The following is a 24,016-nucleotide window of genomic DNA, read 5'->3' as shown; positions in this document are numbered from 1 at the left end:
CGGCCAGACGGACACCCGCCAGATCGTCCTCGTTCAACATGACCAGGGCAAGCCAGGGTGTCGGCAGTTAGCTATCCGGCGGGGTATTCGGACTGGGGATGGGGGAACGTTCCCAGGGCAGGGTTGGCCGTGTCAGGATGACATGGGGCAGCACCATCGAGAAATCGCCGTCAGCGCCATCCGCGGGATAGACGGCGCGGATATCGCCCGGCGAAAGCGCAAAACGCGGGCCGGCAACGGTGAAGTCCCGCTCGGCCTCGAACGCGTCGGGGATGTTCACCGCCTGATCATTGATAGTCGTGGCGCTCATCGTCTGGGTGACCTTCAGGACATAGTCACCGGGCTGAAGGTTGACGGTTCGGCAGTCGTCAAAGACGATTGCTGCGGCGGGGCGGTCATCAGCCATGGGCGGTTTCCGCCTGCCTGGATTCTGGCGCAGGCCTGCCCAGATGAACGACCTCCCAGACAAGCCCGCCGGCCGGCGGCGGCATGGTGGCGCGTTCATGGGTGAATTCATGCTTGATCCAGCGCGGCGTGCTGGTCGCGGATCTCGAAAGAGAAAGACGCCGCCCGATCACGGCCTCATCAAGGGTCCGGTCGCCGTTCAGTGACGGCTCCGAGACAAGGATGGCGTTGTCTTTGAAACTTGGCTTGCTTGCGCCCCAAAGCCAAGCCGGCACACTGCCCCGGATCGCGTCGACCGCAAAATGTCTGGTCACATCTATGTCTTGGCCGTCACGCCGCGGGGCGAGCTTCAGGCTGCTTTCGTATTTACCGGATGGCACACCCAATGGTGGCAGACCATGTGCTTGAGAATGCCCCGCGTCGACAAGGGGCGCAGAAAGGGCGATGTCGATGACCACATCATGCGGATCGACCTGCCAGACCTGATCGCTGGATCCGACCAGCGCGCCCTTGCGGCAGGTCATCGCGATGGGTTGCGCGGGCAGAAATGCCGCGCGGACGCGTTGCCAGTCGATTGCCTTGGCTTGTGCGAGACCGGCACCGAAGCAGACGGCAAAGTCGATGCGGATGCCGATCACCTTCAGGTGGACTTCGGCGTTTCCGGCAAATTCCGGGCCCCAGATATGCATCGAGGCGCTGGCATCCAGTGTATATGTTCGGCTGACGAAGAAATTCACCGTCAATGACACGCTGAGACCAGCCACCCGATCACCGGAGGATCGGGGCCCTGGGCCTCGACCATCTCGTTGTCATTGTCATCCAGCCAACGGAACACAGGCGCGCCGGCTGCGCAAGCCTGGGCGGCAGCGGAACCTGGCCGTCATGGGGCCGATGGTTCTCGCCCATGGTGCCGGCGGCAAGCACCTGCGAGCGGTCGAAATCCAGATCCTGAAAACGGCCAAAGCTGTCCGGCAGCCGCAGGGCGCGCACCGACATTGCCCCCGCACTGATCGGCACGAAGGCGTTCCATGGCAGGACGCCGGTATGTGTTTCTGGTCCGACCGCCTGGCGCATTCGTGCCGCAAAACGCTGGTCGGAATCGAACCCCAACGGATCGTCAATGGGTAACTGAGGGGCCTGATGCCGCATGGCCAGCGCCTCGGAAAATCCGCCGATCGCCTGTGAAAGCACCCTGTATTCGGCCGGATCGTCCGCCTGATACAGCCGGTAATGCGTGGCGATCAGCTCGGCGGCGACAGGGTCGTCGACAAAGGTGCGGCTGAACCAGACAGAAAGCGTGGCGAATGCTTCTGCGTCGCTGCCAAACTCGGGCGGTGGGGTTCCTGCGACTGTCATGGCAGCGGCGTGGCGTGGTTCCAGAATCTGCCGGATCATGGCTTCGATCCGACCGCGCAGTTGCAGCTTTGCATGCGGTGTCAGAATCGAGGCGGCCCGATGGACCTGCGGCTCGGCCTCGATGTCGGCCCAAACGGACCTTGTCGCGCCATTCGCGCCGGGCGCCAGGTCGACGCAATCACTGGGCAGGTGCCAATGTCCGATCAGCGCATTGGTATCGAGTCCCGCATCCGTCCTTGTGGGCGAAATTCCCCGCGCGGGGTAGAAAGCCACCTCCCCTTCAAGGATCAGCGGATTCCACGGCTCTTCATGACAATGGTTGCAGCTGGCGGACCCGTCCATGGCGCAGGCGGGGATCGCCGCGACAAGCTGGTCTAGCGCGAGGTCGATTGACGCGGCCGAGACAGGCTGAACCCGGCAGGCAAGGTTTCCGTCCTCGCCATGACGGGGCGGGACAGTCGCCGCCTCGCCGGTGATCAGCAGAACCGCATCGTTGGCGCGCCAATAACGTAGCCCGGTCGTCGGTTTCAGCTTCAAGCCGGGATATGCGGCCAGCGCCACGGCGATCCTATGCAAATCGCCGTCTCACTGCCCGCATAACCGGGACAGTTGGCTTTCCGGCACGGTGATGTCATCCCGCTTCAGCGCGGCCAGAGGCCCCGCCTCGATCAGGGCGCGCAACGTATCAGGCCTTGGTTCGGGGTCGAACCCTTCACTGCCCGGATAGCTGACGGCGAGATATTTGCACCAATCAGCGAAAAGCTGCATCCGCTCGGCCGAAACCCGAGAGGCGGCGGCCTCTATCTGCCGCTCGCGCGCATTGAGCATCTGAAGATCCGCGAGGATGGGGCCATAGATGTCGGCAGGTGGCGTGCCGTCGGGTGGCGCGTCCTTGTCTGCCACGATGGTCCAGACCCGGCCACCTGCCGAAACCCCGGTGAACCCCTGCCCGTGCCGTTCCTCATGCAGTGCGGGCAGCAGATCGGGGTCGCCTGTCGGCAGGCGGTCGGCCAGCTGAACGGCCTCTGGCAGTTCTTCCATGCGCCTCGCTGGCCAGTGGGTCCTGTTCGGGTCGCGGAAACCAGCCCAGGACGTCATAGATCAACTGTTCCGGCCCTGATCCCGGCTTGGTCGGTGCCTCGGCGTCGTGCATCCCGAAAACGCCACGACAGTTCGGATAAAAGGTGGCGAAATTCGCGTCCCCATAGCCCAGCGCCGTCAGTTCCGGCAGATAGGCCTGGGGCAGGTCGGGCCGCCATGACGTGCGGGGTGTGGTGCGTGGCAGGCGCCCGAATGGCGGGGTTCCGGTCCGTGGATAGCTTGTGCCGTCAGGCCCGGCTTCACCAGGGGTCAGTTGATCGCTTTCGATGATCCACTGGCCGCTAATAGCATTGTCGGCCCGCCGCGTGACCAGCCAGCGGGTCGGCAGGGCCGGGAAGGTCAGCGTGGTTTTCACGATCCGAAGCCGGCTGCCGCCGCGTTGATGATCCTGAACCAGCCCAAGGGCGAGATGGGTTGTTCTGCTCAGATCCGTGATGCGCCATTGTCGCGGCCCCTGGGCGGCAATGACCGGCGAGCGCGCGTCAAATGCGGCCGCAGCTGCGCAAGTCGCGGCGTAACCTCGGACCGGTCAAGTGCTGCTATCTGATGTTCATCCGCCGCCATGCCAGCCACCGGGACGCTGCTTGCGCCCTGATGAAAGCTGTCGGGCAGCGTCCAGTGCAGATGCATCCCGCCCCACAGCACGGTCGCGCGGGGTGCAAAACTTCCTGTGTCGCGCTCGGAAAAGGGCGGGGTGGTCAGCACCTCGGCAAGATAGGGCAGATCACCGTTACTGTCGCCATCGAGGGCCGTCCAGGGCATCCGCGAGAAATCCAGAAAGGGATGCGCCACCGCCATCGGTGTCCCGACCAGCAGGGCATCGACACGCATGGGAACCATCACAACCGGAAAGCCGGACATCGGATTTCATTCTTTCTTTCTTGTTGCAGGGAACCTCATGTCGGATCGGATCCTGACAACTGTTCGGGTGGTGATCGACCAGCACCGGTTTCAGGGCGACAGCCCGCCGTGGTGCGGTCCAGCGATCCGGCCGGCAGGCGAGACAGCCAGCGGCCAAGTTCCCTTGGATCGCAGGGGCAATCGGCCAACCATTCGGCAAGCGGCGCTGTCGTTTGCGCCGCAACAGGCGGGGGGCGATCTTCTGCGGCTTTTTGGAGGGGCAACCGCCGGCTTCGGTCACGGCCAGAAGGAAATCGCGGTAATTGTCGGCAATCCGGTCCCAGCAATCCGCGCCGTTGACGGTAGGCCGCGCATTTTTCAGATCATCTGTGCCGTCGCTTGGCAGGTAATGGGCGATGCCCTTGCGCCCCCCGTTCCAGCGCCCGTCCATCAGCCCGAGGATCGGGATTCGGGCCGAGCTCTGGGGATCCATCATTGCATCGGGCTCGGCCTCCAGGTCGACGCCGGCATCGGCCGAGCAGGCACGATAATTGTCCAGCCCGGTCCATCGCGGCGGTCCCTTTCGCCGTGGATCGCGTCAGGCTTGCCCGACTTCGCCGAATCCGGCGTCGGGGCGTCATCCGCGAACTTGATCGTGGTGCTGTCCATGTATTACCCTGCATCTGGCCGCTGCGGGGGCCGCGACCCCGGCAGTGAGGGCAGCAAGAAGCTGACCCCGGCGTGCTGATGCTTTTCTACCAGCTTGTCCTGTCGTCCTTGCCGGTTCTGTGTTCGTGCTGCTGTCGGGCCGGCTTGTGGCGCATCGGACATCCATCAGCGGACGTGATCTGGTTCTCAGCGTATTCCGGCCCGGCACCCTGTTTGGCGAGATGGCTGCGCTTGAAGATCAGCCACGCTCACTGCGTGTCTATGCCGAGACACATTGCAGGCTGTTATACATGCCGACCGGCGCTTTTCGTGACAGCCTGCTTGCCCAGCCCATCATCGCGCTGAATCTGGCGACCGAACTGTGCCATCGTCTGCGCAACAAGAACGAGCAGATGTTCGGCTTGGTGATGCAGGATGTCGAGGCGAGGCTGCGCCTGTTGTTGCTGCAACTGGCTCGGGAAAGCGGCCAGGTCCGCACGCATGCCCTGCTGCGGCCTGCCCCCACGCAAGAGGCCCTGGCCGCCAGGATCGGCGCCAACCGAGAGGCGGTTTCACGTGCGCTATCCCGGCTGAAGCGCCTCGGGCTGATCGGGACCAGCAGGCGGAACATCGTGATCCGAAATATCGACGCTCTGGCCGCACATGCCGAGATATAGCGGCGCGATGGGCGCCATTGCCGTCGCCAGACAGCCGCCATTATGGCCCTTAATCCGTGGTGTGCTGTCGCAATAGGGTGGAATACCCACTGTAAACGATCGCTTTCTTCGTCGCGGCCCGATGCGTCCTGTTGCGTCCTGCTGCACGGCTAATGGCGGGTAACAATTGGGGGTGCAGAATGCAGCGAATTTCCAAGGAACTTACGGCGCTGGATGTGAAGCGGTTGCAGCATCCGGGCAGGGGCCGGAACACCACATTCAACGTCGGCGGTGTCGCCTGGCTGGTCCTGTAGATCAGTCCCAGCAGATCACTTCCAGCGGCGGGGGCTGGCCTTCGCAGATGCGGTGGACCGTTACCCTGAGGCCAAGTTGGACGCCTTCAAGAACCCGAAGCACCGGCAACAATGGCGCAACACGCTGACCACCTATGGCGCGCCGCAACTCGGCGCGATGCTGGTGCAGGATGTGACTACGCAGGACGCGCTGCGGGTGCTGAAACCAATCTGGCAGGACCGGACTGAAACCGACTCCCGGATTCGCGGTCGCATTGAAAGCGTGCAGGCATCGGCGGCCGTAGCCGGACATCGGACGGGCGACAACCCTGCGCGCCGAGCGGGGAACCTGAAAGAGCTGCTGCCTGCTTTGACCAAGGTGGCCAAGAGCGGCAATCATCCTGCCGTGCAGCTGAACAATGCCCCGCGAACGTAGAGTCTTCTCGGCAAAATGAACGTGACGATCCCGATGAAGAAAAGCCGTTTCGGGGCGACACGGTTTTGCGCCGCATCGCCCCCTGGTCTTAGGCCGCGCAGGCGGTGATGGTCTGGCGTCGTCCGAGCCAGACCAGTGTTAGGCCTGCTGCGGCGGTCATCCCGCCGACGACCGGCACGGCGGCATAGCCGAGATCGGCTGCGATGACCGCCCCACCAAGTGCCGCGCCGATGGCGTTGCCAAGGTTGAAGGCACCGATATTGACCGACGAGGCAAGGCCGGGGGCATCCGCCGCCGCCTGCATCACCCGCATCTGCACCGGGGGCACGATGGCAAAGGCCGCAACGCCCCAGACGAACAGCGTGACCGCCGCGCCGATCTGGCTGCCCAGTGTCAGGGGGGCCACCAGCATGATCACTGCCAAGGCACCAAGGAAGATCGCCGTCGCCCCGTCCAGCGACCAGTCGGCCGTACGTCCACCCAGCCAGTTCCCGAAGGTGAAGCCCATCCCGATCAGCACCAGCCCAAACGTGACGAACCCGTCCGATGCCCCGGCAAGTGTGGTCAGCACGGGCGCGACATAGGTGTAAAGGGCGAACATCGCACTTGCCCCCAACACGGTGGTCAGAAGGGCGATTGCCACATCGGGGCGGGTCAGGACGCGCAGTTCGCGCCGGACCTCGGGGCGCGCGCCGGCATCACCAGCAGGCAGCGCCCACCACAGTGCGGCGATGGTCAAAAGGCCAAGAAGTGCAGTCCCGCCAAATGCTTCGCGCCAACCAATGCTCTGGCCGACCCATGTCGCCAGCGGTACCCCGCCGACATTGGCAATCGTCAGGCCCATGAACATGGTGGCGACCGCGCTGGCCTGCTTTTCCTTCGGCACCAGACTGGCCGCGACGACCGAGCCGAGGCCAAAGAACGCACCGTGGTTCAGGCTGGTGACAACGCGCGAGGCAAGCAGCGTCCAGTAATCCGGCGACAGCGCCGACATCAGGTTCCCCAGCGTAAAGATCGCCATCAGCGCCATCAGCGCCGTGCGCTTGCCAAAGCGGGCAAACAGCAGCGTCATCACCGGCGCGCCGACCATCACCCCGATGGCATAGGCGCTGACAAGCAGCCCGGCCGAGGGGATCGAGGCTCCGACCCCGTCAGCAATGACCGGCAGCATCCCCATCGGAGAAAATTCGGTGACGCCGATACCGAAGGCGCCGACGGCGAGGGCCAGAAGCGGCCAGTTGGAATTGCGCGTTTTCATGATCTTTCCTCATGCGTTCCAGTCGGGGGCAAGGCCCTGTGGGCGGACGATGGGTTCATCCGGCTCGCTCCATAGATTGATGGCAGGACAGATAGGCCCGATATTCCGGCTTGATAATCCGGCCAATCTTCTCATCATCTGTGAACTTGATTCACAGACCAGGGTGAGTAATGGACAACCGAGCGGGTGAAATGCAGGTCTTTCTGCGCGTGGTCGAGACTGGCAGCTTCTCTGAGGCCGCCCGGCAGCTCATGATAACACCCTCTACCGTGTCGAAACTGATCGGGCGCATAGAGACGCGGTTGGGCGTGCGGCTGCTGGAGCGCTCGACAAGGCGGCTGGTGCTGACCGGCGAAGGCGAGATTTACTATGCCCGCAGCCAGAACCTGCTGGCCGAACTGGACGCGATCGAGCATGATCTGAGCCGGGGCGCAGCCAGCATCACGGGCACGGTCCGAGTCTCGGCTTCGGTGGGGCTCGGCATGGTCGCCATCGAGCCGCTGCTGCCGGAATTCTGGCGGGAGTTCCCCAACATCGCGCTGGATCTGTCGATCTCGGACGAGGTGATCGACCTTTACCTCGACCGCACCGATGTGGCGTTCCGGGTGGGAAAGCTGGCGAATTCCGGCATGACCGCGATCCGGCTGGGGTCCGCGCCACGCAAGATCGTCGCCTCGCCCGAATATCTGCGCCGGTGCGGCCTGCCCCAATGCGTCGCCGATCTCGGCCGCCACGCCTGCCTAGGCTTCAACTTCCGCCGCGCTGCCTCGGTCTGGTCGCTGCGCGAGGGCGGGCAGATCGTCGACAGCCGTGTCTCGGGCCCGTTGTCGGCCAACAATGGCGAGACGGTGCGGCGAATGGCACTGGCCGGGATGGGGCTGGCGCGGATGGGCGAGTTCCACATCCGCGGGGATCTCGCCAGCGGCGCGCTGGTCGAGGTCCTGGCCGACGCCACCGCAGGCGAGAGCGAGGATGTCCATGCCGTCTTTCTTGGCAGCGACCACATCCCGCGCCGCGTCCGCGCCTTCCTGGATTTCATGGTGCCCAAGCTAAGGGCGTTTCTGGATGCGGCCCCAAAATGAAACCCCGCTGCATGGCTGGGTTGGCTACCTGTGAGCGGACCTTCTTGCCCGCGCAGCGAATTAGCGCTCTGTCCCGCACACGACCAGTTCACAGTCGACCCGACTTTGCACTTGCAGCGAAAGTCCAGATTGACGGGCCGCACCGCAGCGGCGGCACGGTGAGGTCAATGGCCGTTCTGGGCCGGTAATCCTCCTCATGGTTATACCCGGCGCGCGTCAGTGTTTACGCCTTGCGCACGCTCAGGCCGCTGCGTTCCGCGAATTGCCGATGCCTTCGCCCTTCACGTTAATGCACTCCCTGCTCAGCAAGGAAGCTTTGTCGTTCTGGCACAAGCTGACGCATCAAGTTGCATGCAAGCGTTTTTTGTATGGTGGGTTTGATGGTGGGTATGGATCAAGAAAATTCAAAAAATCATCATAGATCAATGGCAAGTGGCGGACCTGCCGGGAGAATGTTCGAACTCCCTGTTTGAGTTTTTGGAGGACTGGGAAGCGCAGTTGAAGCCGCATGAGGCGGACCTGCCGGGGTTGGAACCATGACCCATCTCCAGCGCCATACAATTGAACATCTGCAGCTTGCCTTCGCACCTGCTGCCCGCAAGCGTGTTCGGCGGACGGTCAAGACACCGCCGCCTTTCTCCCTGCGTCTTAGCACGGAAGAGCGTGACAAGCTGGAGGCTGCCGCCGCAGGCATGCCCCTCGGCTCCTACATCAAAACCAAGTTGTTTGGCGGCGACCTGTCTGCCCGCCGGACGCGGGGTAGCGCTCCCGTCAAAGACCATGCCGCCTTGGCACAGGTTCTGGGAATGCTCGGCAATATGCGTCTGGCCAGTAACCTGAACCAGCTCGCCCGCAGTGCCAATATCGGCACACTGCCGCTCGCGCCGGAAGTGGAAGAAGAACTGGCGCTTGCCTGCGCGGCGGTGATCGCCATGCGCGCCGAGTTGCTGCGGGCGCTCGGGTACGAGGCGGAGAACCGTCCATGATCCTGAAAGGCTCGCAGCGCAGCGGGGCCTTGAAGCTGGCAGCCCATCTCCTGAATGACCGCGACAATGATCATGTCGAGTTGCATGAGCTACGGGGCTTCATGGCGGATGATCTGCACGGCGCGCTGCGGGAATCCGAAGCTATCGCCAAGGGCACGCGCTGCCGTCAGCATCTCTTCTCCCTAAGCTTCAGCCCGCCAGACACCGAACGTGTGAGCGTGGTGCAGTTTGAAGCGGCCATTGCGCGTGCTGAAGAGAGCCTTGGCCTCTCAGGTCATGCGCGGGCGGTCATCTTCCATGAGAAGGAAGGCAGGCGGCACGCCCATGTGGTCTGGTCACGGATCAATGTGAACGAGATGAAGGCGGTTAATCTGTCCTTCTACAAGAAGAAGCTGAACAGGGTCTCCAAGGAGTTGTTCCTCGAACATGGCTGGCGGCTGCCGGAAGGCTATCGGGACAAGACTAGCCGCAATCCCCTGAACTTCACTCTCGCCGAATGGCAGCAAGCCAGACGGGCAAAGGAAGATGCGGGTGATCTGAAGCTGCGCCTGAAGGAATGCTGGTCGGTCTCCGACAACCGCGCCGCGTTCGAACACGCGCTCGAAGATCAGGGCTTCGTTCTGGCGAGAGGGGATCGGCGCGGCTTCGTGGCGGTCGATACCAAAGGTGAGGTCTACTCCCTGACTCGCTGGCTGGGGGTAAATGCGAAAGACCTCTCCGCGCGCATCGGGGACCGCAAAGACCTGCCATCCGCCGACCAGGCTAAAGACCTGATGGCCTGCCGCATGAGCGACAAGCTGCGCAGCTTCCTGCGGGAGGCTGAGGAAGAAGCGGGACGACAGGAGGAAGAGTTTAGCCGCAAGAAGGATGCCCTTAGGAAGAAACAGCGGGCTGCGCGGCAAGCCCTGAAGGACAAACAAGCGGAACGCGCCCAGGTTGAAGCCCTCCAGAGGGCGGCACGGTTTCGCAAGGGCATCGGCGGAGCTTGGGACTGGCTGTCAGGCAGGACCCGCAAGATCAGGAAACAGAATGAGATCAATGCAAATGAAAATATGAAAAGGGATGCGCGAGAAAGAGAAGTTCTTATTTCAAAGCACATTTCACAAACGCAGAAAATGAAACACGAGCTCGCAGAGATATCCAGAGGGAATCACAAATTAGATATCGAAAAAGAAATCCGCAGACTCATCGAGCCTAGAACCACCCCTCATAAACGGCTACGATTCTAGTTTTCAACAAATATGTATTGCCCAGAAACAGTCACCCATAGATTGAGTCTATTAATCAGGATCGAATCGTGAAACAATATTATAACCATAAGAGGTAAAGAATGAGGTATCAAAAACTAGTTCTATCACTGTTCATAGTGGTCGTCTCACTTTTAATAGGAACTGCAGATGTCATTTCTTCAGAGCCAGAATCGGACCCATATACAGACTGGAAACTCGCAAAAAATGAAGCATTGCAAGCGCTCAACTCTGGAAAATGTGAAAAAACGTGGATCATCTTGCTCGATGCTGCGCGTTCAGATATTCCAGAAATTGCTTATGACGCAAGGAGAACTCTATACAACTCAATCATGCCTGATAGCGGTAAGTTCAGAATGATACCACCAGGAATTCTAAAAGATGAGTTTTCCATATTGGAGCACGCGACAATTATCGCTACTCATTCAAACCCCACCCTCATTAAGAACAATAAGACACCGGCGGTTTCACTCCTAAAGGCTAGACTGCCAAAATCGAGATACAGCGATAGATACCTTGAATGCATTTCAACCTCAAAAATGGACAATTGCGCCAATATTCTAGTGCAATCGGAAACTATGCCAAGCTTTGGCGACTATTCCCGAGAGGTTCAAACGCTATGGCATAGCGGACTAAGGAGCTCCTGCGCAAATAATTAAAGAATCACCTTTAAACTCTCAATACAAGGGGAATTAATGCCTATAAGAACAAATACCAAACTGAGTACTGGCGAAAAAAACTTGCTGCGGGATTTCTTCAATGACCCCACAGGCGGATCGGAGTTGATGGATTATGATGAAATCGATGTCTTTGAATACAAATCACCAGTGAACACGAGCGGAAAGAATAACCCCCATATGGTTGGCGGCGACATGTATTTCCCAACTGCGTACGGGCTTTCCGATGATTATACGTTTTCCAACATAGTAACTCAATCCGTATTCGTACACGAAGCTTGGCACATCGCGCAACTGGAACACCCTGGAAGTCAAGAGGCTCTGTCTGAACGAAAAAAGAATTCCGTCGGAGGAAAAGAAAACCGAGACTATACGCCCTTTATCGATGGCACGATCGAGTGGCAAGACCTAGCTGTCGAAGCACAGGCAGAGTTCATGGAAGATTTATATATTCTGGAATCGGTACTGGAAAATGATCTTGATCCTGCTGATTATGCAAACCCACATTTACCGCTTATTGAATCTTTCAGGCTATCGGAAGCTCTGACATATGAGGAGGTCGCCGCCTATCTTCGATACCTATTGAATGAATCTGATTACCTTACCGTTCCTATTAGTGGCGGATCATCAAGAAATAACAATCTGATGTCGGATCAGGACGCAGATGGGACTGGCCTCACTACTGATACGATTTCTGATATCATCACGGCTGCCTTTGCGACCATTGAAACTTTTGCGTCACCACTCGTGTTTGACTTTGGAACATCTGGAATTGACCTGATAGACCTTAATTCTTCCGGATTTGTCTACTGGGACGGGGACTCAGATGGTATTGCCGAGGCAAGCGGATGGATAGGCTCATCTGAAGGGTTTTTGGCAATTGACATCAACAGCAATGGTCAGATTGACAGCAATGATGAACTCTTTGGATCAAACAGCTCGGATGGCTTTTACGATCTGTCATTACTTGACTGCAACAATGACGGCCAGATTGATGATGACGATATTATGTTCGGAGATTTGTTGGTTTGGAGGGACTTGGATACCGATGGCTATACTGATGCGGGAGAACTGAAGTCGCTTTCTGAGGAGTCAATAAAGTCCATTGCGTTAGCAAGTACGAGAACGGATACTATATCCTCTGGAAATTTGATTTTAAGCTCGGGTACCTTTGTGTATGATGATGACAGTGTTGGAATAATTCAGGACATTTGGTTCCAATATAATAACCGAAATACTATTAGTTCTGGGGCTATTCCACTTGATGATCGAGTGCAGTTTCTGCCGGAAATTCGCGGCTACGGTGATATCCATGACCTTTCCGTCGCCATGAGTATAAGTAATGGTGCCGGCGGTTTAATAGAGGATGTTGCCGAACTTTCCTCAGAAAGCCTGGCTGATCTGATGTCTGAGTCAGGATTTATGGGTAGTATGCGTCAAATTATGCACCGCTGGGCGAACGTGGATGGCGTTATTCCAAATAGTCGCGGTTATTACGTTGATGCGCGCGATCTAGAATTTTTAGAAATGTACGTAGGGCGGCCATTCCTTCAGGCAGGTTACTTGTCCGATCCCGGTGTCCAGGCTGGCAAAGCGCTGACAAAGGTTTTCTTCGACGCTGAGGCCGCCTTCACTGCTCGGCTCCTTTTGCAAGCCGATGGAACGGCACTATTTTCAGATACTGTGACTTATGATCTCGCATCTGATACTTTCACAGACCCCGGCACACTCTCTGTCACTGCCCTTGCCGACCTTGAGGATGTAGCTTCCGATGTCAGCAACGATGCCCTGGATGTATGGACCAACGTGCTGTTCTTCGTCACGGGCGTTCGCGGCGGCGATCAAGAACTGACTACCGCAGATATCAACGCTCTTGATACCGCTATTACTAACAGCGATGCCTCCTTAAGCTTTGCCGAAGTGCATGCCAACCTCTACGGCATTGAAGCTGGTAGCCTCGACCTGAACGGGACAGGCAGCGGCGAAACCCTGATCGGCTCGTCCTACGGGGATCAGATCGAAGGCGATGCAGGGGATGACACGCTATACGGCAACGGGGGTGACGACTACATCGCGACCGGGAGCGGCAATGACATCACCTACGGCGGTGCCGGACACGACGAAATCTATAACTACAGCGGCAACGACACCTTCTACGGCGGCACGGGGGCCGACCTGTTCCGCAGCGGGACCGGTAACGACACTTACGTCTTTGAGCAAGGTGACGGGGACGATACGATTGTTGAGTCCTGGGCGACCTCTGCGACTGACAAAATCCAGTTCGGCAGCGGCATCACGATCTCTGATCTGACCTTCACGCGCGTATCCAACGAAGACCTCCTGATCACGATCAGCTCAACGGTCGGCGGCGGCTCAATCCTCGTGGATGGCCATTTCAAGAACTATGCGGAAGATATCGAGCTGATCGTATTTGCCGATACCTCTACCTTCAATCCCGAGAGCATCAACTACACGCTGCACGGTATCGATGTGGCTGAAAGCCTGAACGGCGTCTTCACAGGATCGGATGACGACACGATCTACGGGCACGGCGGCAATGACTGGATATTTGGCTACCAGGGCGCAGACAACCTGTATGGCGGCGACGGGGACGATACGATCTATGCATATGACACGAGCGGTGAGAATTCGGATACCCATGCTCATACCCTTGACGGCGGGGCTGGTAACGACCTGATCAAGGCTGCGGACGGTAATGACACCATCACGGGCGGCACGGGTAATGACAGCCTGTTTGGCTTTAGCGGCAACGATACTTATCTCTTCGCTTATGGTGACGGCAACGACACGATTGCCGATGATGCCGGAACCGACAAGATTGAGCTGGGCGCAGGCATCGTTCAGGGCGATTTGAGCTATTCCGTGGTCGGCGCTGACCTGGTCATCTCAATTGATGGCGGCGCAGGCGGCAGGATCACCATTACCAACCAGTTCTACGGCACGACAAACCGCGTCGAAACCCTCGTTCTTTACGACACGACTGTGATCGACCTGCTGTATGAGGACTTGGGCTGGGTTGGCACCTCGGGCAACGACAACATCTATGGCCGCGACTTTACGACCGGGATTGATACCATCCACGGCCTAGCTGGCAACGACAACATCTACGGCTACCAGGGCGTTGATATCCTCTATGGGGATGACGGCAATGATTACATCGAAGGCGGCTATGGCAACGATGAGCTGTATGGCGGCAGCGGGGTTGATAACTTACGCGGCGGATACGGTGAAGACATCCTCGACGGCGGGGACGGCAATGACGATGTGCGCGGCGGTGAGAACAATGACATACTAAGCGGCGGTCTGGGCGATGATTATATCGACGGCGAAGGCGGCAATGACACGGTTGATTATAGCGGAAGCGCGAGCGCTGTTGTCATCGATCTGAATACCCGCACGGTCACGGGCGAAGGCACGGATACGCTCTACTCCATCGAGATTGCCAAGGGCTCTGCTCACGATGACACGCTGATCGCGGACTACTATTCCGTTGGTCTGGACGGCGGCGACGGCATTGACACGCTTGACCTGATGCAGAGCTACGGCCCCGGTTACTCCTCTACCATCAACCTTGCAGCGGGCACGTCTTCGGGCTACGGCACGACCTTCTGGCTGGCCAATATCGAGAATGTCATTGGACGCTCGGGCAATGACACGATCACGGGCAGCAGCGGTGCCAACAAGCTGGAAGGCCGCGACGGCAATGATACCCTGATCGGCGGCGGTGGTGATGACCTGCTGCTTGGCGGTAATGGCAGCGACACACTCTCAGGCGGCACCGGCGCGGACACCTTCAGATTGCTGAACGGTGAAAGCGGCACAGACACGATTGCTGATTTCAACACAGGCCAAGGCGATGTGCTCGATCTTGCGGACTTGCTCGACCTGTTCGATCCGATGAGCGATGTCATCACGGATTTCGTGGAAATCACTACCAGCGGTTCAAACTCACTGGTGAAAGTGGATGCTGACGGCGGGGCAAATAACTTCGTCCTGAAGGTCACGCTCAACGGCGTGACGGGCCTGACCGATGAGGCCGCCCTTGTGACCTCGGGCAACCTGCTTGTCGCCTAGAACAGGCAAAGCTGCCTGCTCTGCTCGACGTGCCGCTGCCATTCCTTGGACTTAGCGCGCTCATCCAGCCACCACTTGACCTGCTCGATCAATGTGCCTGCGTTGGCCTCAACGGTTCCCACGGGATGATAGTGCGAGAGATAGCCTGTTTCGGTGATCGGCAGCGGCGCGCTCTCCGGCTTGATGCTGCGCACCTCCAGATGTGCCGTCGCGCCGCCGTAAGCTTTGGGCTCGTAGATCAGCTCAATCTCAATGCCCTGCCATGTGAACGTATGGTGTTCCTTGCTCATCTCAGTGGCTCCAGAACACATGGACTTGCTCGAAGCCTGTTTCGATGGTGAACACGTCCCCGATTTCCATGTCCCGCGCCATGCGGTCGTAATCAATGTAGAACCGCAAACGCTCTGGGATGTCGCCTGTCTCTTCGGTCAGCTCTTCCGCAAAGTCGGCCAAAGAGCGGTATTCACCTGCATAGGCATCCTCAATGGCCTTCCGCGCCTCGTCCAGATTACCGAAATGCCCGACCAGCTTGCCGCCGATCTCGCCGTGTTCCTCGATGAACGCCGCCAGCTCTGCCACCTGTTCAATGCCCATGTATTCGGACACCTCCGCTCCCTCGAAGCCCTCATGGTCATGGATTGCCCATTCTTCGGCGTCCTCAATGGGTGAGGCTGCCAGCATCGCGCGGATGTCAGCATAGATGTCGTAAGCCTCGCGGCTTGCAGCGATCCAGCGCCCGTGCAGGATGCCGTTGTTGTACGCTGCCAGACAGGCCACATAAATTCTTATAGTTCCTTGATCTTCTTCCACTTTCTTTTCCTTCCATTGGGTATGGGTTGCTCATGCAACCCTGCCTCGTGGCGAACAGTGGGTGTGCAAGGGGCAAGGAAAATCGGCGAAAGAATCTTGCTTTGTTGGCGGCGGCCTTCAGGGGGAACCGACAAAGCAAGATTCTCTTCGATCTGTTTTGCTTGAACCGCGCCGAGGGCGAAGCCCTAAGCCTTCTTCCTTGCGCAAGGGATGGACGCCCAACGAGCCGGGACAGATTTTTCTTGCCCGGTTCACGACAGCCCTGCCCCGCAAGGGGTGAGCATGACTTTGCAGCAGGATCAGGTTGCCTAGCTGATCGGCCAATCATAAGGAACAAGCGCGCTATCACCGCGCCATTCTTCAACAATAGCGTCCTCAAACCACTGTTCACGCAAATGGGCGTGATCCAGAACAATGAGCTGGAAGGGAAACTCGATTTCTTTACAAGCGTCGAACATTAGCCGGAACAGAGAAAGCACAGCCGTTCGGTCTTCATCGACTTCGATTTCCTCCAGACTGCCGTCCTGAGCATCTGCGGGATAATACGCCTGTGTTGGCTGATCGAGGATCAGAAACGCGGGGACCGGACGCGACCTGCGCCGGAACCACCAGTGCAGCGCAAGATGTGCGAGCACATGATATCCTACCCAATTCTCGCCGCTGCCCATCCGGTTGAGCGGGATCGGGCCGTCTTCGGTATTCGCCACCACGGTCAACTTTTTTATATCTAGGCGAAGTGAGCTGCCTTTGTGCTCCAGATCGAGCCGATTAGAATAATCCGTCATTTTCTGCCCGATTAGGTCGAGGAAAGTATCCATCTTGGATTCAACTTCTTCAGACCGTATTTTGGAGAGCACAGCCTCGATCATAACCTTGATCTGATCGATCTCGCTCTCCTCCGGGCCATCCTCTTCGCTCGGCGAAATCGTCTCCAGAAGATTCGTAAGACGCCCGATGTACCGCGCCCTTGCGATAAGCTGTTCCTGTGCGGCCTTGGCTTCCTCATCAGACGCAATGGCGGCACGAAGTTCCCGCGATGTTTCGCGCAGCTCAGCAGAGAGGCGTTCGATCTCGTTGTCCAGTGAATTGATGTGCCGTTGCAAATGCGGGCTTTCCTTGTGGACTGAAGAGAGCTGTTCATCCACGCCGGCCAGAGACTTTCTAATGTCTTCAACGGCAGCAATTGGCTGGTCATGTTTTGCGCTGCAGATGGGGCAATGCGTCTTGTCTCCTACATCCGTCTTATACATACCAATACTGCTAAGCCGGGCACGCTGCTCGGATACCTCTCTGCCGAATTCACTCTGGGCTGAGACGTAACTCTGGGCGGCCTTGCGATCTTGGTTCAACTCGGAAATCCGCCCCCACAGCGCTGTACGTTCCTGCTCAAGCTGGGCGACGGTCTCCCCGAAATCGGTGTAGATGGCGACTTCATCGATATCTGTGCTGCCAACCTGCGTCAGATAATCGAAGACTGTGTCATCGATCACCTGATAGTCTTGGGGGATGAGAGCGAGCCTCTTGCCCTCATTGACCAGACGGACAACGCGCTCCCTGCTGATCTCGACAGCCTGGAGCTTCTTTGCCTCCTGCGCCTCCAGCAACCGCAGCTTGCGTCGGAGTTCATCCAGTTCGGCCAGATGTCGGAAATGATCCTCATCCACCGCCCCGAGAAAGTACGGCAGGGTATCGCGTAGAGCTAGCATCCTGAACGTATCGTTCATGCGGTTGAAGAGCTGATCCTTGCTGGCAATGATACCTTGCGGCTGAAAGCACATGAAGAGCGCATGGGAGATATTGGCGCTCAAGGGATCGCGTGTGCCGGTGGTCGGGCGATGCTCATTTTCTGCAATGCCCGCGAATTGTGTCATCAGCGTCTTCAGGCTGGAACCCGTGATATTCTTCTCGATCTCCTCCAGGTCCGGATACTCCTCCACACGGCCACGCTGATAGTAGACCTTTGACCCGGTTGAGGTCCCCGGACCCGGATTGTCTCGGGCAACGAACACCTCATCACCGGCGTTTTCAAGGTGGAGGCCGTACCAGGACACGCGGCGTCTGATTTCACCCTCGGCGATGTTATAGCTGCCGCGTCCGAGGCAGTAGTCCACGATATCGATAATAGCCGACTTTCCGGTCTTAGACTTGCCCGTGATGATGTTGAGGCCGGAAGATGTGAACGGAAGAACCCGCTTCTGTCCGTCATGGCTGTATAGAACAATCGCACGGATGAAAAAGCTCATGGGCGTAATCCCCAGGCGGCCAAGATTGATGCCTCAGACCCGGATTTGGCAAACCATCTGGCAAGAAACCGCATGCGCTGCACAATGTCGGTCATCTCTGCAGTGCTTGCCTCCAGCACTGCGGGCGAAAAGTGACCCTTCTTCCCTCCGGCGGCCAGGCCGTGCCCAGACTCAAACCTGAGCGTGTCTTGATGGAGCGTGAACAACAGGGCCTCACGCAGAAATGGTGAAAGACCTCGTAACCGGCGGGGGAGATCGACAAGAACATCCTGATGATCCTGCAGCCACTCATATAGCGCTGTCGCAGTTGTGCCGGGAAGCTTCTGGCGGGTCTGGCGGTGGAGACTTACGCCGGAAGCGAGAAATACAAGCGTCACAGGGCACGGCGTCCTCTTTGCCTTGGAGAATTCCCGCACGAAATCCGTCAGGAGTGAGCCCAGAAAGGCTGGATTGAAGAGAAAGCTCTCTTCACGTGCATGAGCCAACCAATGTTCACGCATCCTCCATCTCCGCGTCCTTCAGAAGGACCTGAAAGTCCGGATGCCAACCGATGCGCAACTGATCGGAGAGGCCATGAAACGATCCGGCTGTGATCCATTTCTCGACAACATTCCGGATGCCAACCGACTCCTGTGACGCCCAGACGTAGAGCGTTTTTCCGAGCTTCAGCTTGTCCGCATCGGATTGCGGCTCTGCAGCGATGCATTCCCCGTCAAACTTGCGTTGCCACGAATCCTCCAGCTTCCTGTCGTAGTCGCCAAGCTCATTCTCAAGGATCAGGTTTTCGCGCGCCCATTTTGAGCGCTGCGCATAAGCGCGGTAGTAGTCGTATACCGCGCTTTCAACATGCCGGTCTGCAAGCTGTATGGCCCGCATCTGTCGCACAAATACCCGTTTCTCATCCCCGTCCGAGTATCCCTTGACCTCCAACGCTTCGGGATCGTCCAGCGGCAATGCATCCTTTTTGAGCGTATGACCGATCTCGTTGGCCTTGGTGATGATATGCTGAACCGGGATGGCTGAGCTTTGCGCGGCGACCAGCTGCTTGCCAACCACATTCAGCCACCACCCTTCCAGATACTGTGCCGCCAAGGCCGTCTTTCCGGGGGCGACCAGAATAAGCTCCGCTTCGATATCGCTTGTGACATCGGTGAGGTTAGGGTGATTGTCGTAGACGACGATTCTGCTGATCAGAAGCCTGGCCTCGTCATCGGTGAGCTTCAGAAACTTCTGTCGCGCCGCCGCGGTAGTCTTGTTGTCCGACTCCTCCGCGGCCTTGCGGAGAAAATCAAACGCCTCCGCCCGGTTTTGTTGAGAGGCTCCCTCCCGGAGGTTTGCCAGCGCTGATCCGTCTGCAGCCGTGGCCGTGGTGATGAGAAAAAAAGACGTCTTTTCGGCCTGAAAGACACCGGCGTTGAAACTATCGGTCCAGATTCCGAGCGTCTTCCAAACATCGACGCTCTTGTTATCTACGGATTTGGCGGTGATATGGTGTTTGGCCTGAATGAGGCATTTTGCAACATCCTCAGTCTCAAAGGCAATATCGTCAAACTTCTCGATGGAAATGACGCTGGCCGGGCTTTTCCTTGCAAGCTCAAGGCCGCGCAGCAGCGCCAATCGGCACTGAAACAGGTATCCCGCGAGTGAACCGCCTGCGCTATACTTTGAGTTTTGATCCATCCTGCCTGCTCACTTGTTTGAGAGACGATAACATACTGGAAAGACAAGTCAAAAACTATTGATTTGCCCGTGGCTTGTTCGACTTCGCATTGCGCCGTGGGACGGGTGGAGGGTGTCGGCCGAGAGAATGACGACTCGCGCGATTGGTGACCGAACGGCTCGAAGGCCATGCTTGGTTCGACGTCGGTGGAGAAGTAAAGTTCTCCAAGCCCTGCGAGCTGGGTTCAGGGGGCGGCGCGTGGCCCCCTGATCGGGTTCAGCGCCGATGCGCTGACGGCATCCAACCTGCGGAAGGTTGGTCGATGGGATGGGTCCAGGGAAGGGCAGCTATGAAGTGCTCCCGTCCTTGGTCTCGATGAAGTCGTCTCCATGACATGGTCTGGGGTCTTGGGGGCAGGAACGCCGCCCAAGTCGATGGGTGCAGGGAGAGCGACGTCTCCCTGCTCGTGATTGAACGGCGACACGTTCTACTGGCTGGGTGACGGGCTCAATGCCCTGAGACCAGCCACGGGCCGGGGGGATGCAACGGGGGCGCGCAGCGGGTCCCCTTGCCAAGATAGTGCTGTACTACAGCACACATCTTGCGGTCGTCGTTAACGTGAAAACCGGGAAGAGATTGGGGACGGAGCGGAAGGTCAGCCAAGGGTCACTGGTTCGGCATGACGCGGGTGGCTGCCCATGGCGCGATAAAGGACGTGATGGGGGAAGTGGGCAATGCGCTTGCCAGCCTGTCCGACCCGAACCTGCGCCGTGCGGTATCGCCGCCGTTCTCGCTGTCCCTCGCCGATGACCTCTGCGCGGCTGAGCGCTTCGCCAACCTGTTCATTGTCTGCGAGCCGGAACGAATGATCACCCATGCGCCGATCATCAAGGCGCTGCTCTCTGCCCTGTTCGTGATCAAGTCGAGAAAGCCGTCTGCCCCGAAGCAGGACTGGATACTGGATGAATGCGCGCTGCTCGGCGGGTTCGATCTTGTGCCCAAGCTATTTAGCTATGGGGCTGGCATCGGCATCAGGCCGTTCGCGGTCTTCCAGTCGCCAGCGCAAATGGAAGCGCTCGGGGCGCATGCCAAGACGATTCTGCTCTCCAGCGCGCAGGTGCAGCTTTATTTCGGGATACGGGATTTCGAGACAGCCAAATCCATCTCTGACATGATCGGCGCGCAGACGCTGGAGATTGCCGACCCGCTGGTCAATGCCCGCGCGGCGGCAGAACGGCAAAAGCTGATGAGCGCCATCCTGAACGGGGCAGACCCGTTCGCAGGCGCTGCGGAACTGAAAAAACTCACCTATGAGAGCGGACATAAGCGCCTGATGCGCAGGCATCTCGTCACGCCGGATGAACTGCTGCATCTCCCGCCTGACAAGCTGATCGTGTTTGCGGATGGTCTGTCAGGCCCGCTGCTGGCCTCGCGCACGCCGTACTGGCGGCAGCGCTTGAGCGCAGGAAAATACCTGCCTGATCCATACCATCCGCCGCTCGATAGCGTGGTGATCCAGACCCTGTGGGGGCAAAGGCGGCGGAAAATCATCACGGAATCCGTACCGGAGCGCTTCGCGCACCTGCCGCAATATCGGCAAGGCTCCTGGTCTTACGTGGAGGGAATGCAACATGAGTGATGAGAAGCAAACACCGAATGCTGGGGCAAAGGTCTATGATCAACCACAGCCCCAACCTCAGCCGCACATTCCGTTCAATCCCACGGCGCAGAGCATGGCTTATGAACAGCGGGGTGAGTTGCCTACCTCGTTCGATACGGCGTTCTACCGCGATGCAGGGCTGGCGAAGGAAGAGTTCCTGTCGGGCCTGCGAGGGCCTGACCTTTTGGCAAGTAGGGATGCGGCCAAGACTGCCGACCGTGCCGTTGGTGGACGCACGCCCAAAACCCCAACCGCTGCTCTCCCCGATCCGCATCCGTCCTTCGCGCTGCCAAACCGCAAGCTCTATGAAGAGAACTGGTTTGCGAAGCTTGAACAGCGCGCAGACGGGCGGGCGGTGACCCGCGCGGAAACAGAGGCCATGCAGGCGTCGAAGACAGCAGAGCGCGGTCGCAAGCCGCGCATGCGCTCCCGCTAATATAATGAAACAGTTCACAAATTTCTTGAAAACGGAGATGCCTATATGATATGTTCTTTCTTTGTTCTTTTGCGCTTCGAGGCAATCCTCAGCCAATCGGACGAATAAACATCCCCGATCATTAACCAGCCACCATGAAAGGAGCTTTCCATGGACCAGACAAACACGCCTGCCCAAACCCCTGCCAATACCCCTGTCCAGACGTTTCGTGACGGACGCCTGAAAGCCGTCCTCTGGGAAAACCAGGGCGCGGACGGCCCGTATCATACCGTCACGCTGGCCCGCACCTATGAGGACAAGGAGGGGCGCTTGCAGGACAGCAATTCGTTCTCGCGCAGCGAACTGCTGCGGATCGCCGAACTTGCGCGTGAAGCCCATTCCGCCATGCGGGACCTTGGGCGCGAGCGCGGGGAAGAGCGCGAAGCACCAGCGCCGCAGCAAGGCAATACCCGCAAAGAAGGTCGCTACCGCTGAGGCGAACAAGAGAGGCGGACGCTTGGCTGTGTGGGGCGTCCGTCTCTTTTGACGAACAATAACAAATCAAAAAAGGAGCAAGCCATGGAAGATAGAGGAAAGACACAATCGCAAGCACTGGGGGAGCCGCCGCCTGATCTGGGTCAGCGTTTGCTTTCGCGCTACGGGCAAGAGCTGGATGATCAGGCTCTGTCGGATGATCAGAAGGCCGAGTTCCTGATTGCCCTGTGGCAGATCATGGTCGCGTTCGTTGACCTTGGCTTCAGCGTGCGGGCTGGGGATAAAATCACCCCGGAAAGTGGCTTCGGCTTCGATGATGTGCTACAGTATCTCATACCCGTAGAGACAGCGCATGAAACAGTTGCATCCGAATTTAATCATAAAAACAAGGAGTAACGCTCATGCCAAAACCTAACGCCAAATCTGACAACCTTCTTGATACCGCGCTAGCGCCCCGCGCCGTCATCTATTGCCGCGTGTCTTCCGCCCGCCAGGTCGAAGAAGGCCATGGCCTTGAAAGTCAAGCCACGCGCTGCCGTGAATATGCGCAGCGCAAAGGATATGAGGTCGTCAAAACCTTCCATGAGCGCGGGGTGTCAGGCGGCAAGGTCGAGCGTCCGTCCTTCAATGAGCTGATCACCTTCATCAAGGGACAGAAGAGTGAAGGGATTATCGTCATCATCGATGATATCAGCCGCTTCGCACGTGACATCGAAGGGCACTGGACCCTGCGGCGCACCCTAAAGGATATCGGCGGCAAGCTGGAAAGCCCCTCGATCACCTTCGGCGAGGATTCCGATTCCATCCTGATCGAGAACCTGCTGGCTTCAGTGTCACAGCACCAGCGCCAGAAAAACCGCGAGCAGACCAAGAACCGCATGCGGGCGCGGACCCTGAACGGCTACTGGTGTTTCCCCGCGCCTCCGGGCTTTCGCTATGAACGTGTGATCGGGCGCGGCAAGATGCTGGTGCGCGACGAACCTCTCGCCACGATCATTGCCGAGGCCCTGGAAGGCTTTGCAACCGGGCGTTTTGCCTCGCAAGGCGAGGTCAAACGTTTCCTCGAAGACGAACCTGCCTTCGCTGACCGCTTTCCTGATGGCGTCATCCGTTATGAAGAAATTATCCGCCTGATGACCCGCCCGCATTATGCAGGGTACATCGAAGTTCCTGCCTGGGGTATCTCGCTCCGCAAGGGCCAGCATGACGGCCTGATCTCTCTGGAGACCTATGCCCGCATCCAGGAGCGGATCAAGGAAGGTGCGCGCGTGGCTGCCCGCGCCGATATCTCGGAAGACTTTCCGCTGCGCGGCTTTGCCCTGTGCGGGGAGTGCGAGCATCCGCTGACCTCTTGCTGGTCCACCAGCAAGACGGGCGCGAAGCATCCTTATTATATGTGCTTCCAGAAAGGGTGCGAGGCTTACCGCAAGTCCATCCGCCGCGATGAGATGGAAGGCGCGTTCGAAGGCCTGCTGGAATCCATCACGCCGTCTCCGATCAAGCTGGCGATTGCCAAGGACATCTTCGCAACCGAGTGGGACGCCCGCCAGGCCCGCGCCAAGGAACAGGGCGCGCTCTACAAGGCGAAGATCGCTGACCTGTCCAAGCAGGTAGATACGTTGCTCGCCCGTCTGGTCGAGGCCGAGAACAAAA

The 24,016-nt window shown here is 58.5% G+C and carries 23 protein-coding genes and 1 pseudogene; 13 read left to right on the top strand and 11 right to left on the bottom strand.

The genetic code is table 11. The features are described 5' to 3' along the window. Positions 1 to 67: 67 nt before the first annotated feature. From FNJ84_RS13480 to FNJ84_RS13460, 5 genes are all read right to left on the bottom strand, one after another. On the bottom strand, positions 68 to 406 hold the full coding sequence (locus FNJ84_RS13480) for a hypothetical protein (RefSeq protein WP_143793670.1): 339 nt from the start codon (positions 404 to 406) through the stop codon (positions 68 to 70). Beyond that, complete coding sequence (locus FNJ84_RS13475) at positions 399 to 1,169, bottom strand: DUF6603 domain-containing protein (protein ID WP_143793668.1); 771 nt, start codon at positions 1,167 to 1,169, stop codon at positions 399 to 401. Before FNJ84_RS13475 ends, FNJ84_RS13480 begins: the two co-directional genes overlap by 8 nt. A gap of 4 nt (positions 1,170 to 1,173) precedes the next feature. Further along, positions 1,174 to 2,298 carry a hypothetical protein gene (locus tag FNJ84_RS13470; RefSeq protein ID WP_143793666.1) on the bottom strand — a complete coding sequence of 375 codons (1,125 nt, stop codon included), beginning with the start codon at positions 2,296 to 2,298 and terminating at the stop codon, positions 1,174 to 1,176. A gap of 48 nt (positions 2,299 to 2,346) precedes the next feature. After that, entirely contained in the window at positions 2,347 to 2,802 is a 456-nt protein-coding gene (locus FNJ84_RS13465; RefSeq protein ID WP_143793664.1) for a hypothetical protein, read from the bottom strand. A gap of 483 nt (positions 2,803 to 3,285) precedes the next feature. Next, positions 3,286 to 3,693, bottom strand: a complete 408-nt coding sequence (locus tag FNJ84_RS13460) for a hypothetical protein (RefSeq protein WP_143793663.1) — start codon at positions 3,691 to 3,693, stop codon at positions 3,286 to 3,288. On the opposite strand from FNJ84_RS13460, the gene FNJ84_RS13455 reads away from it, so the two are divergent. The 3 genes from FNJ84_RS13455 (at position 3,692) to FNJ84_RS13445 (ending at position 5,735) form a co-directional block, all read left to right on the top strand. Beyond that, the gene (locus FNJ84_RS13455) at positions 3,692 to 4,450 is read left to right on the top strand and encodes a hypothetical protein (RefSeq protein WP_143793661.1); all 759 of its coding nucleotides are present in this window, start codon (positions 3,692 to 3,694) and stop codon (positions 4,448 to 4,450) included. The genes FNJ84_RS13460 and FNJ84_RS13455 overlap by 2 nt on opposite strands. Positions 4,451 to 4,490: 40 nt before the next feature. Further along, positions 4,491 to 5,027, top strand: coding sequence for a Crp/Fnr family transcriptional regulator (locus FNJ84_RS13450; RefSeq protein WP_143793659.1), 537 nt, complete (start codon positions 4,491 to 4,493; stop codon positions 5,025 to 5,027). A gap of 369 nt (positions 5,028 to 5,396) precedes the next feature. Continuing rightward, positions 5,397 to 5,735: a hypothetical protein gene (locus FNJ84_RS13445; RefSeq protein WP_185968528.1), complete on the top strand. Its 339-nt coding sequence runs from the start codon at positions 5,397 to 5,399 to the stop codon at positions 5,733 to 5,735. An 88-nt stretch (positions 5,736 to 5,823) separates the two neighbouring features. Here the strand turns inward: FNJ84_RS13445 and FNJ84_RS13440 are convergent, their stop codons facing one another. Next, positions 5,824 to 6,993, bottom strand: coding sequence for an MFS transporter (locus tag FNJ84_RS13440; protein ID WP_143793657.1), 1,170 nt, complete (start codon positions 6,991 to 6,993; stop codon positions 5,824 to 5,826). A gap of 170 nt (positions 6,994 to 7,163) precedes the next feature. Here FNJ84_RS13440 and FNJ84_RS13435 point away from each other — a divergent pair, with 170 nt between their 5' ends. The 5 genes from FNJ84_RS13435 to FNJ84_RS13415 all read left to right on the top strand — a co-directional run bounded on the left by FNJ84_RS13435 (position 7,164) and on the right by FNJ84_RS13415 (position 15,080). Next, a complete protein-coding gene (locus tag FNJ84_RS13435; protein WP_143793655.1) occupies positions 7,164 to 8,075 on the top strand; it encodes a LysR family transcriptional regulator in 912 nt (303 codons plus the stop codon). Between the two features lie 536 nt (positions 8,076 to 8,611). Further along, positions 8,612 to 9,061 (top strand): hypothetical protein, encoded by a 450-nt coding sequence (locus FNJ84_RS13430; RefSeq protein WP_255471203.1) that lies wholly within the window; start codon positions 8,612 to 8,614, stop codon positions 9,059 to 9,061. Continuing rightward, on the top strand, positions 9,058 to 10,290 hold the full coding sequence (locus tag FNJ84_RS13425; RefSeq protein WP_143793653.1) for a relaxase/mobilization nuclease domain-containing protein: 1,233 nt from the start codon (positions 9,058 to 9,060) through the stop codon (positions 10,288 to 10,290). Before FNJ84_RS13430 ends, FNJ84_RS13425 begins: the two co-directional genes overlap by 4 nt. Positions 10,291 to 10,391: 101 nt before the next feature. Next, positions 10,392 to 10,967, top strand: a complete 576-nt coding sequence (locus FNJ84_RS13420) for a hypothetical protein (RefSeq protein WP_143793651.1) — start codon at positions 10,392 to 10,394, stop codon at positions 10,965 to 10,967. 36 nt (positions 10,968 to 11,003) lie between these two features. After that, positions 11,004 to 15,080 carry a calcium-binding protein gene (locus tag FNJ84_RS13415; protein WP_143793649.1) on the top strand — a complete coding sequence of 1,359 codons (4,077 nt, stop codon included), beginning with the start codon at positions 11,004 to 11,006 and terminating at the stop codon, positions 15,078 to 15,080. On the opposite strand, the gene FNJ84_RS13410 is transcribed toward FNJ84_RS13415, so the two are convergent. From FNJ84_RS13410 to FNJ84_RS13390, 5 genes are all read right to left on the bottom strand, one after another. Further along, positions 15,077 to 15,370: a hypothetical protein gene (locus FNJ84_RS13410; protein ID WP_143793647.1), complete on the bottom strand. Its 294-nt coding sequence runs from the start codon at positions 15,368 to 15,370 to the stop codon at positions 15,077 to 15,079. The two genes, FNJ84_RS13415 and FNJ84_RS13410, sit on opposite strands and share 4 nt — an antisense overlap. A 1-nt stretch (position 15,371) precedes the next feature. Beyond that, entirely contained in the window at positions 15,372 to 15,890 is a 519-nt protein-coding gene (locus tag FNJ84_RS13405) for an antirestriction protein ArdA (RefSeq protein ID WP_143793645.1), read from the bottom strand. A 308-nt stretch (positions 15,891 to 16,198) separates the two neighbouring features. Next, positions 16,199 to 18,133, bottom strand: a complete 1,935-nt coding sequence (locus tag FNJ84_RS13400) for a DUF3732 domain-containing protein (RefSeq protein WP_143793643.1) — start codon at positions 18,131 to 18,133, stop codon at positions 16,199 to 16,201. Continuing rightward, on the bottom strand, positions 18,130 to 18,633 hold the full coding sequence (locus FNJ84_RS13395) for a three component ABC system middle component (protein WP_143793641.1): 504 nt from the start codon (positions 18,631 to 18,633) through the stop codon (positions 18,130 to 18,132). The genes FNJ84_RS13400 and FNJ84_RS13395 overlap by 4 nt, the downstream gene beginning before the upstream one ends. After that, entirely contained in the window at positions 18,626 to 19,750 is a 1,125-nt protein-coding gene (locus FNJ84_RS13390) for an ABC-three component system protein (RefSeq protein WP_143793640.1), read from the bottom strand. The genes FNJ84_RS13395 and FNJ84_RS13390 overlap by 8 nt, the downstream gene beginning before the upstream one ends. Positions 19,751 to 20,472: 722 nt before the next feature. Between FNJ84_RS13390 and FNJ84_RS13385 the strand changes: the two genes are divergently transcribed. From FNJ84_RS13385 to FNJ84_RS13365, 5 genes and pseudogenes are all read left to right on the top strand, one after another. After that, on the top strand, positions 20,473 to 21,432 hold the full coding sequence (locus FNJ84_RS13385; protein WP_143793639.1) for a type IV secretory system conjugative DNA transfer family protein: 960 nt from the start codon (positions 20,473 to 20,475) through the stop codon (positions 21,430 to 21,432). Beyond that, positions 21,425 to 21,889, top strand: a complete 465-nt coding sequence (locus tag FNJ84_RS13380) for a hypothetical protein (RefSeq protein WP_143793638.1) — start codon at positions 21,425 to 21,427, stop codon at positions 21,887 to 21,889. Before FNJ84_RS13385 ends, FNJ84_RS13380 begins: the two co-directional genes overlap by 8 nt. Positions 21,890 to 22,039: 150 nt before the next feature. Then, the gene (locus FNJ84_RS13375) at positions 22,040 to 22,363 is read left to right on the top strand and encodes a hypothetical protein (protein ID WP_143793637.1); all 324 of its coding nucleotides are present in this window, start codon (positions 22,040 to 22,042) and stop codon (positions 22,361 to 22,363) included. A gap of 84 nt (positions 22,364 to 22,447) precedes the next feature. Continuing rightward, a complete protein-coding gene (locus FNJ84_RS13370; RefSeq protein ID WP_143793636.1) occupies positions 22,448 to 22,759 on the top strand; it encodes a hypothetical protein in 312 nt (103 codons plus the stop codon). Between the two features lie 5 nt (positions 22,760 to 22,764). Continuing rightward, positions 22,765 to 23,769, top strand: a pseudogene (locus FNJ84_RS13365) (recombinase family protein); the annotation flags it as partial. Positions 23,770 to 24,016: the final 247 nt, after the last annotated feature.

Origin of the sequence: Paracoccus sp. M683 (assembly GCF_007096355.1) — a bacterium.
Taxonomy (GTDB): Bacteria; Pseudomonadota; Alphaproteobacteria; order Rhodobacterales; family Rhodobacteraceae; genus Paracoccus.
This window is presented reverse-complemented; position numbering and strand designations above follow the sequence as displayed.

Excerpts from the sequence above, each read along its gene's own strand:
- FNJ84_RS13385 (WP_143793639.1), top strand. The coding sequence starts at position 20,473 with ATGACGCGGGTGGCTGCCCATGGCGCGATAAAGGACGTGATGGGGGAA.
- FNJ84_RS13420 (WP_143793651.1), top strand. The coding sequence starts at position 10,392 with ATGAGGTATCAAAAACTAGTTCTATCACTGTTCATAGTGGTCGTCTCA.
- FNJ84_RS13375 (WP_143793637.1), top strand. The coding sequence starts at position 22,040 with ATGGACCAGACAAACACGCCTGCCCAAACCCCTGCCAATACCCCTGTC.
- FNJ84_RS13465 (WP_143793664.1), bottom strand. The coding sequence starts at position 2,802 with ATGGAAGAACTGCCAGAGGCCGTTCAGCTGGCCGACCGCCTGCCGACA.
- FNJ84_RS13440 (WP_143793657.1), bottom strand. The coding sequence starts at position 6,993 with ATGAAAACGCGCAATTCCAACTGGCCGCTTCTGGCCCTCGCCGTCGGC.
- FNJ84_RS13425 (WP_143793653.1), top strand. The coding sequence starts at position 9,058 with ATGATCCTGAAAGGCTCGCAGCGCAGCGGGGCCTTGAAGCTGGCAGCC.
- FNJ84_RS13480 (WP_143793670.1), bottom strand. The coding sequence starts at position 406 with ATGGCTGATGACCGCCCCGCCGCAGCAATCGTCTTTGACGACTGCCGA.
- FNJ84_RS13400 (WP_143793643.1), bottom strand. The coding sequence starts at position 18,133 with ATGAGCTTTTTCATCCGTGCGATTGTTCTATACAGCCATGACGGACAG.
- FNJ84_RS13460 (WP_143793663.1), bottom strand. The coding sequence starts at position 3,693 with ATGCGTGTCGATGCCCTGCTGGTCGGGACACCGATGGCGGTGGCGCAT.
- FNJ84_RS13435 (WP_143793655.1), top strand. The coding sequence starts at position 7,164 with ATGGACAACCGAGCGGGTGAAATGCAGGTCTTTCTGCGCGTGGTCGAG.
- FNJ84_RS13415 (WP_143793649.1), top strand. The coding sequence starts at position 11,004 with ATGCCTATAAGAACAAATACCAAACTGAGTACTGGCGAAAAAAACTTG.
- FNJ84_RS13430 (WP_255471203.1), top strand. The coding sequence starts at position 8,612 with ATGACCCATCTCCAGCGCCATACAATTGAACATCTGCAGCTTGCCTTC.
- FNJ84_RS13380 (WP_143793638.1), top strand. The coding sequence starts at position 21,425 with ATGAGTGATGAGAAGCAAACACCGAATGCTGGGGCAAAGGTCTATGAT.
- FNJ84_RS13455 (WP_143793661.1), top strand. The coding sequence starts at position 3,692 with ATGGGAACCATCACAACCGGAAAGCCGGACATCGGATTTCATTCTTTC.
- FNJ84_RS13395 (WP_143793641.1), bottom strand. The coding sequence starts at position 18,633 with ATGCGTGAACATTGGTTGGCTCATGCACGTGAAGAGAGCTTTCTCTTC.
- FNJ84_RS13370 (WP_143793636.1), top strand. The coding sequence starts at position 22,448 with ATGGAAGATAGAGGAAAGACACAATCGCAAGCACTGGGGGAGCCGCCG.
- FNJ84_RS13410 (WP_143793647.1), bottom strand. The coding sequence starts at position 15,370 with ATGAGCAAGGAACACCATACGTTCACATGGCAGGGCATTGAGATTGAG.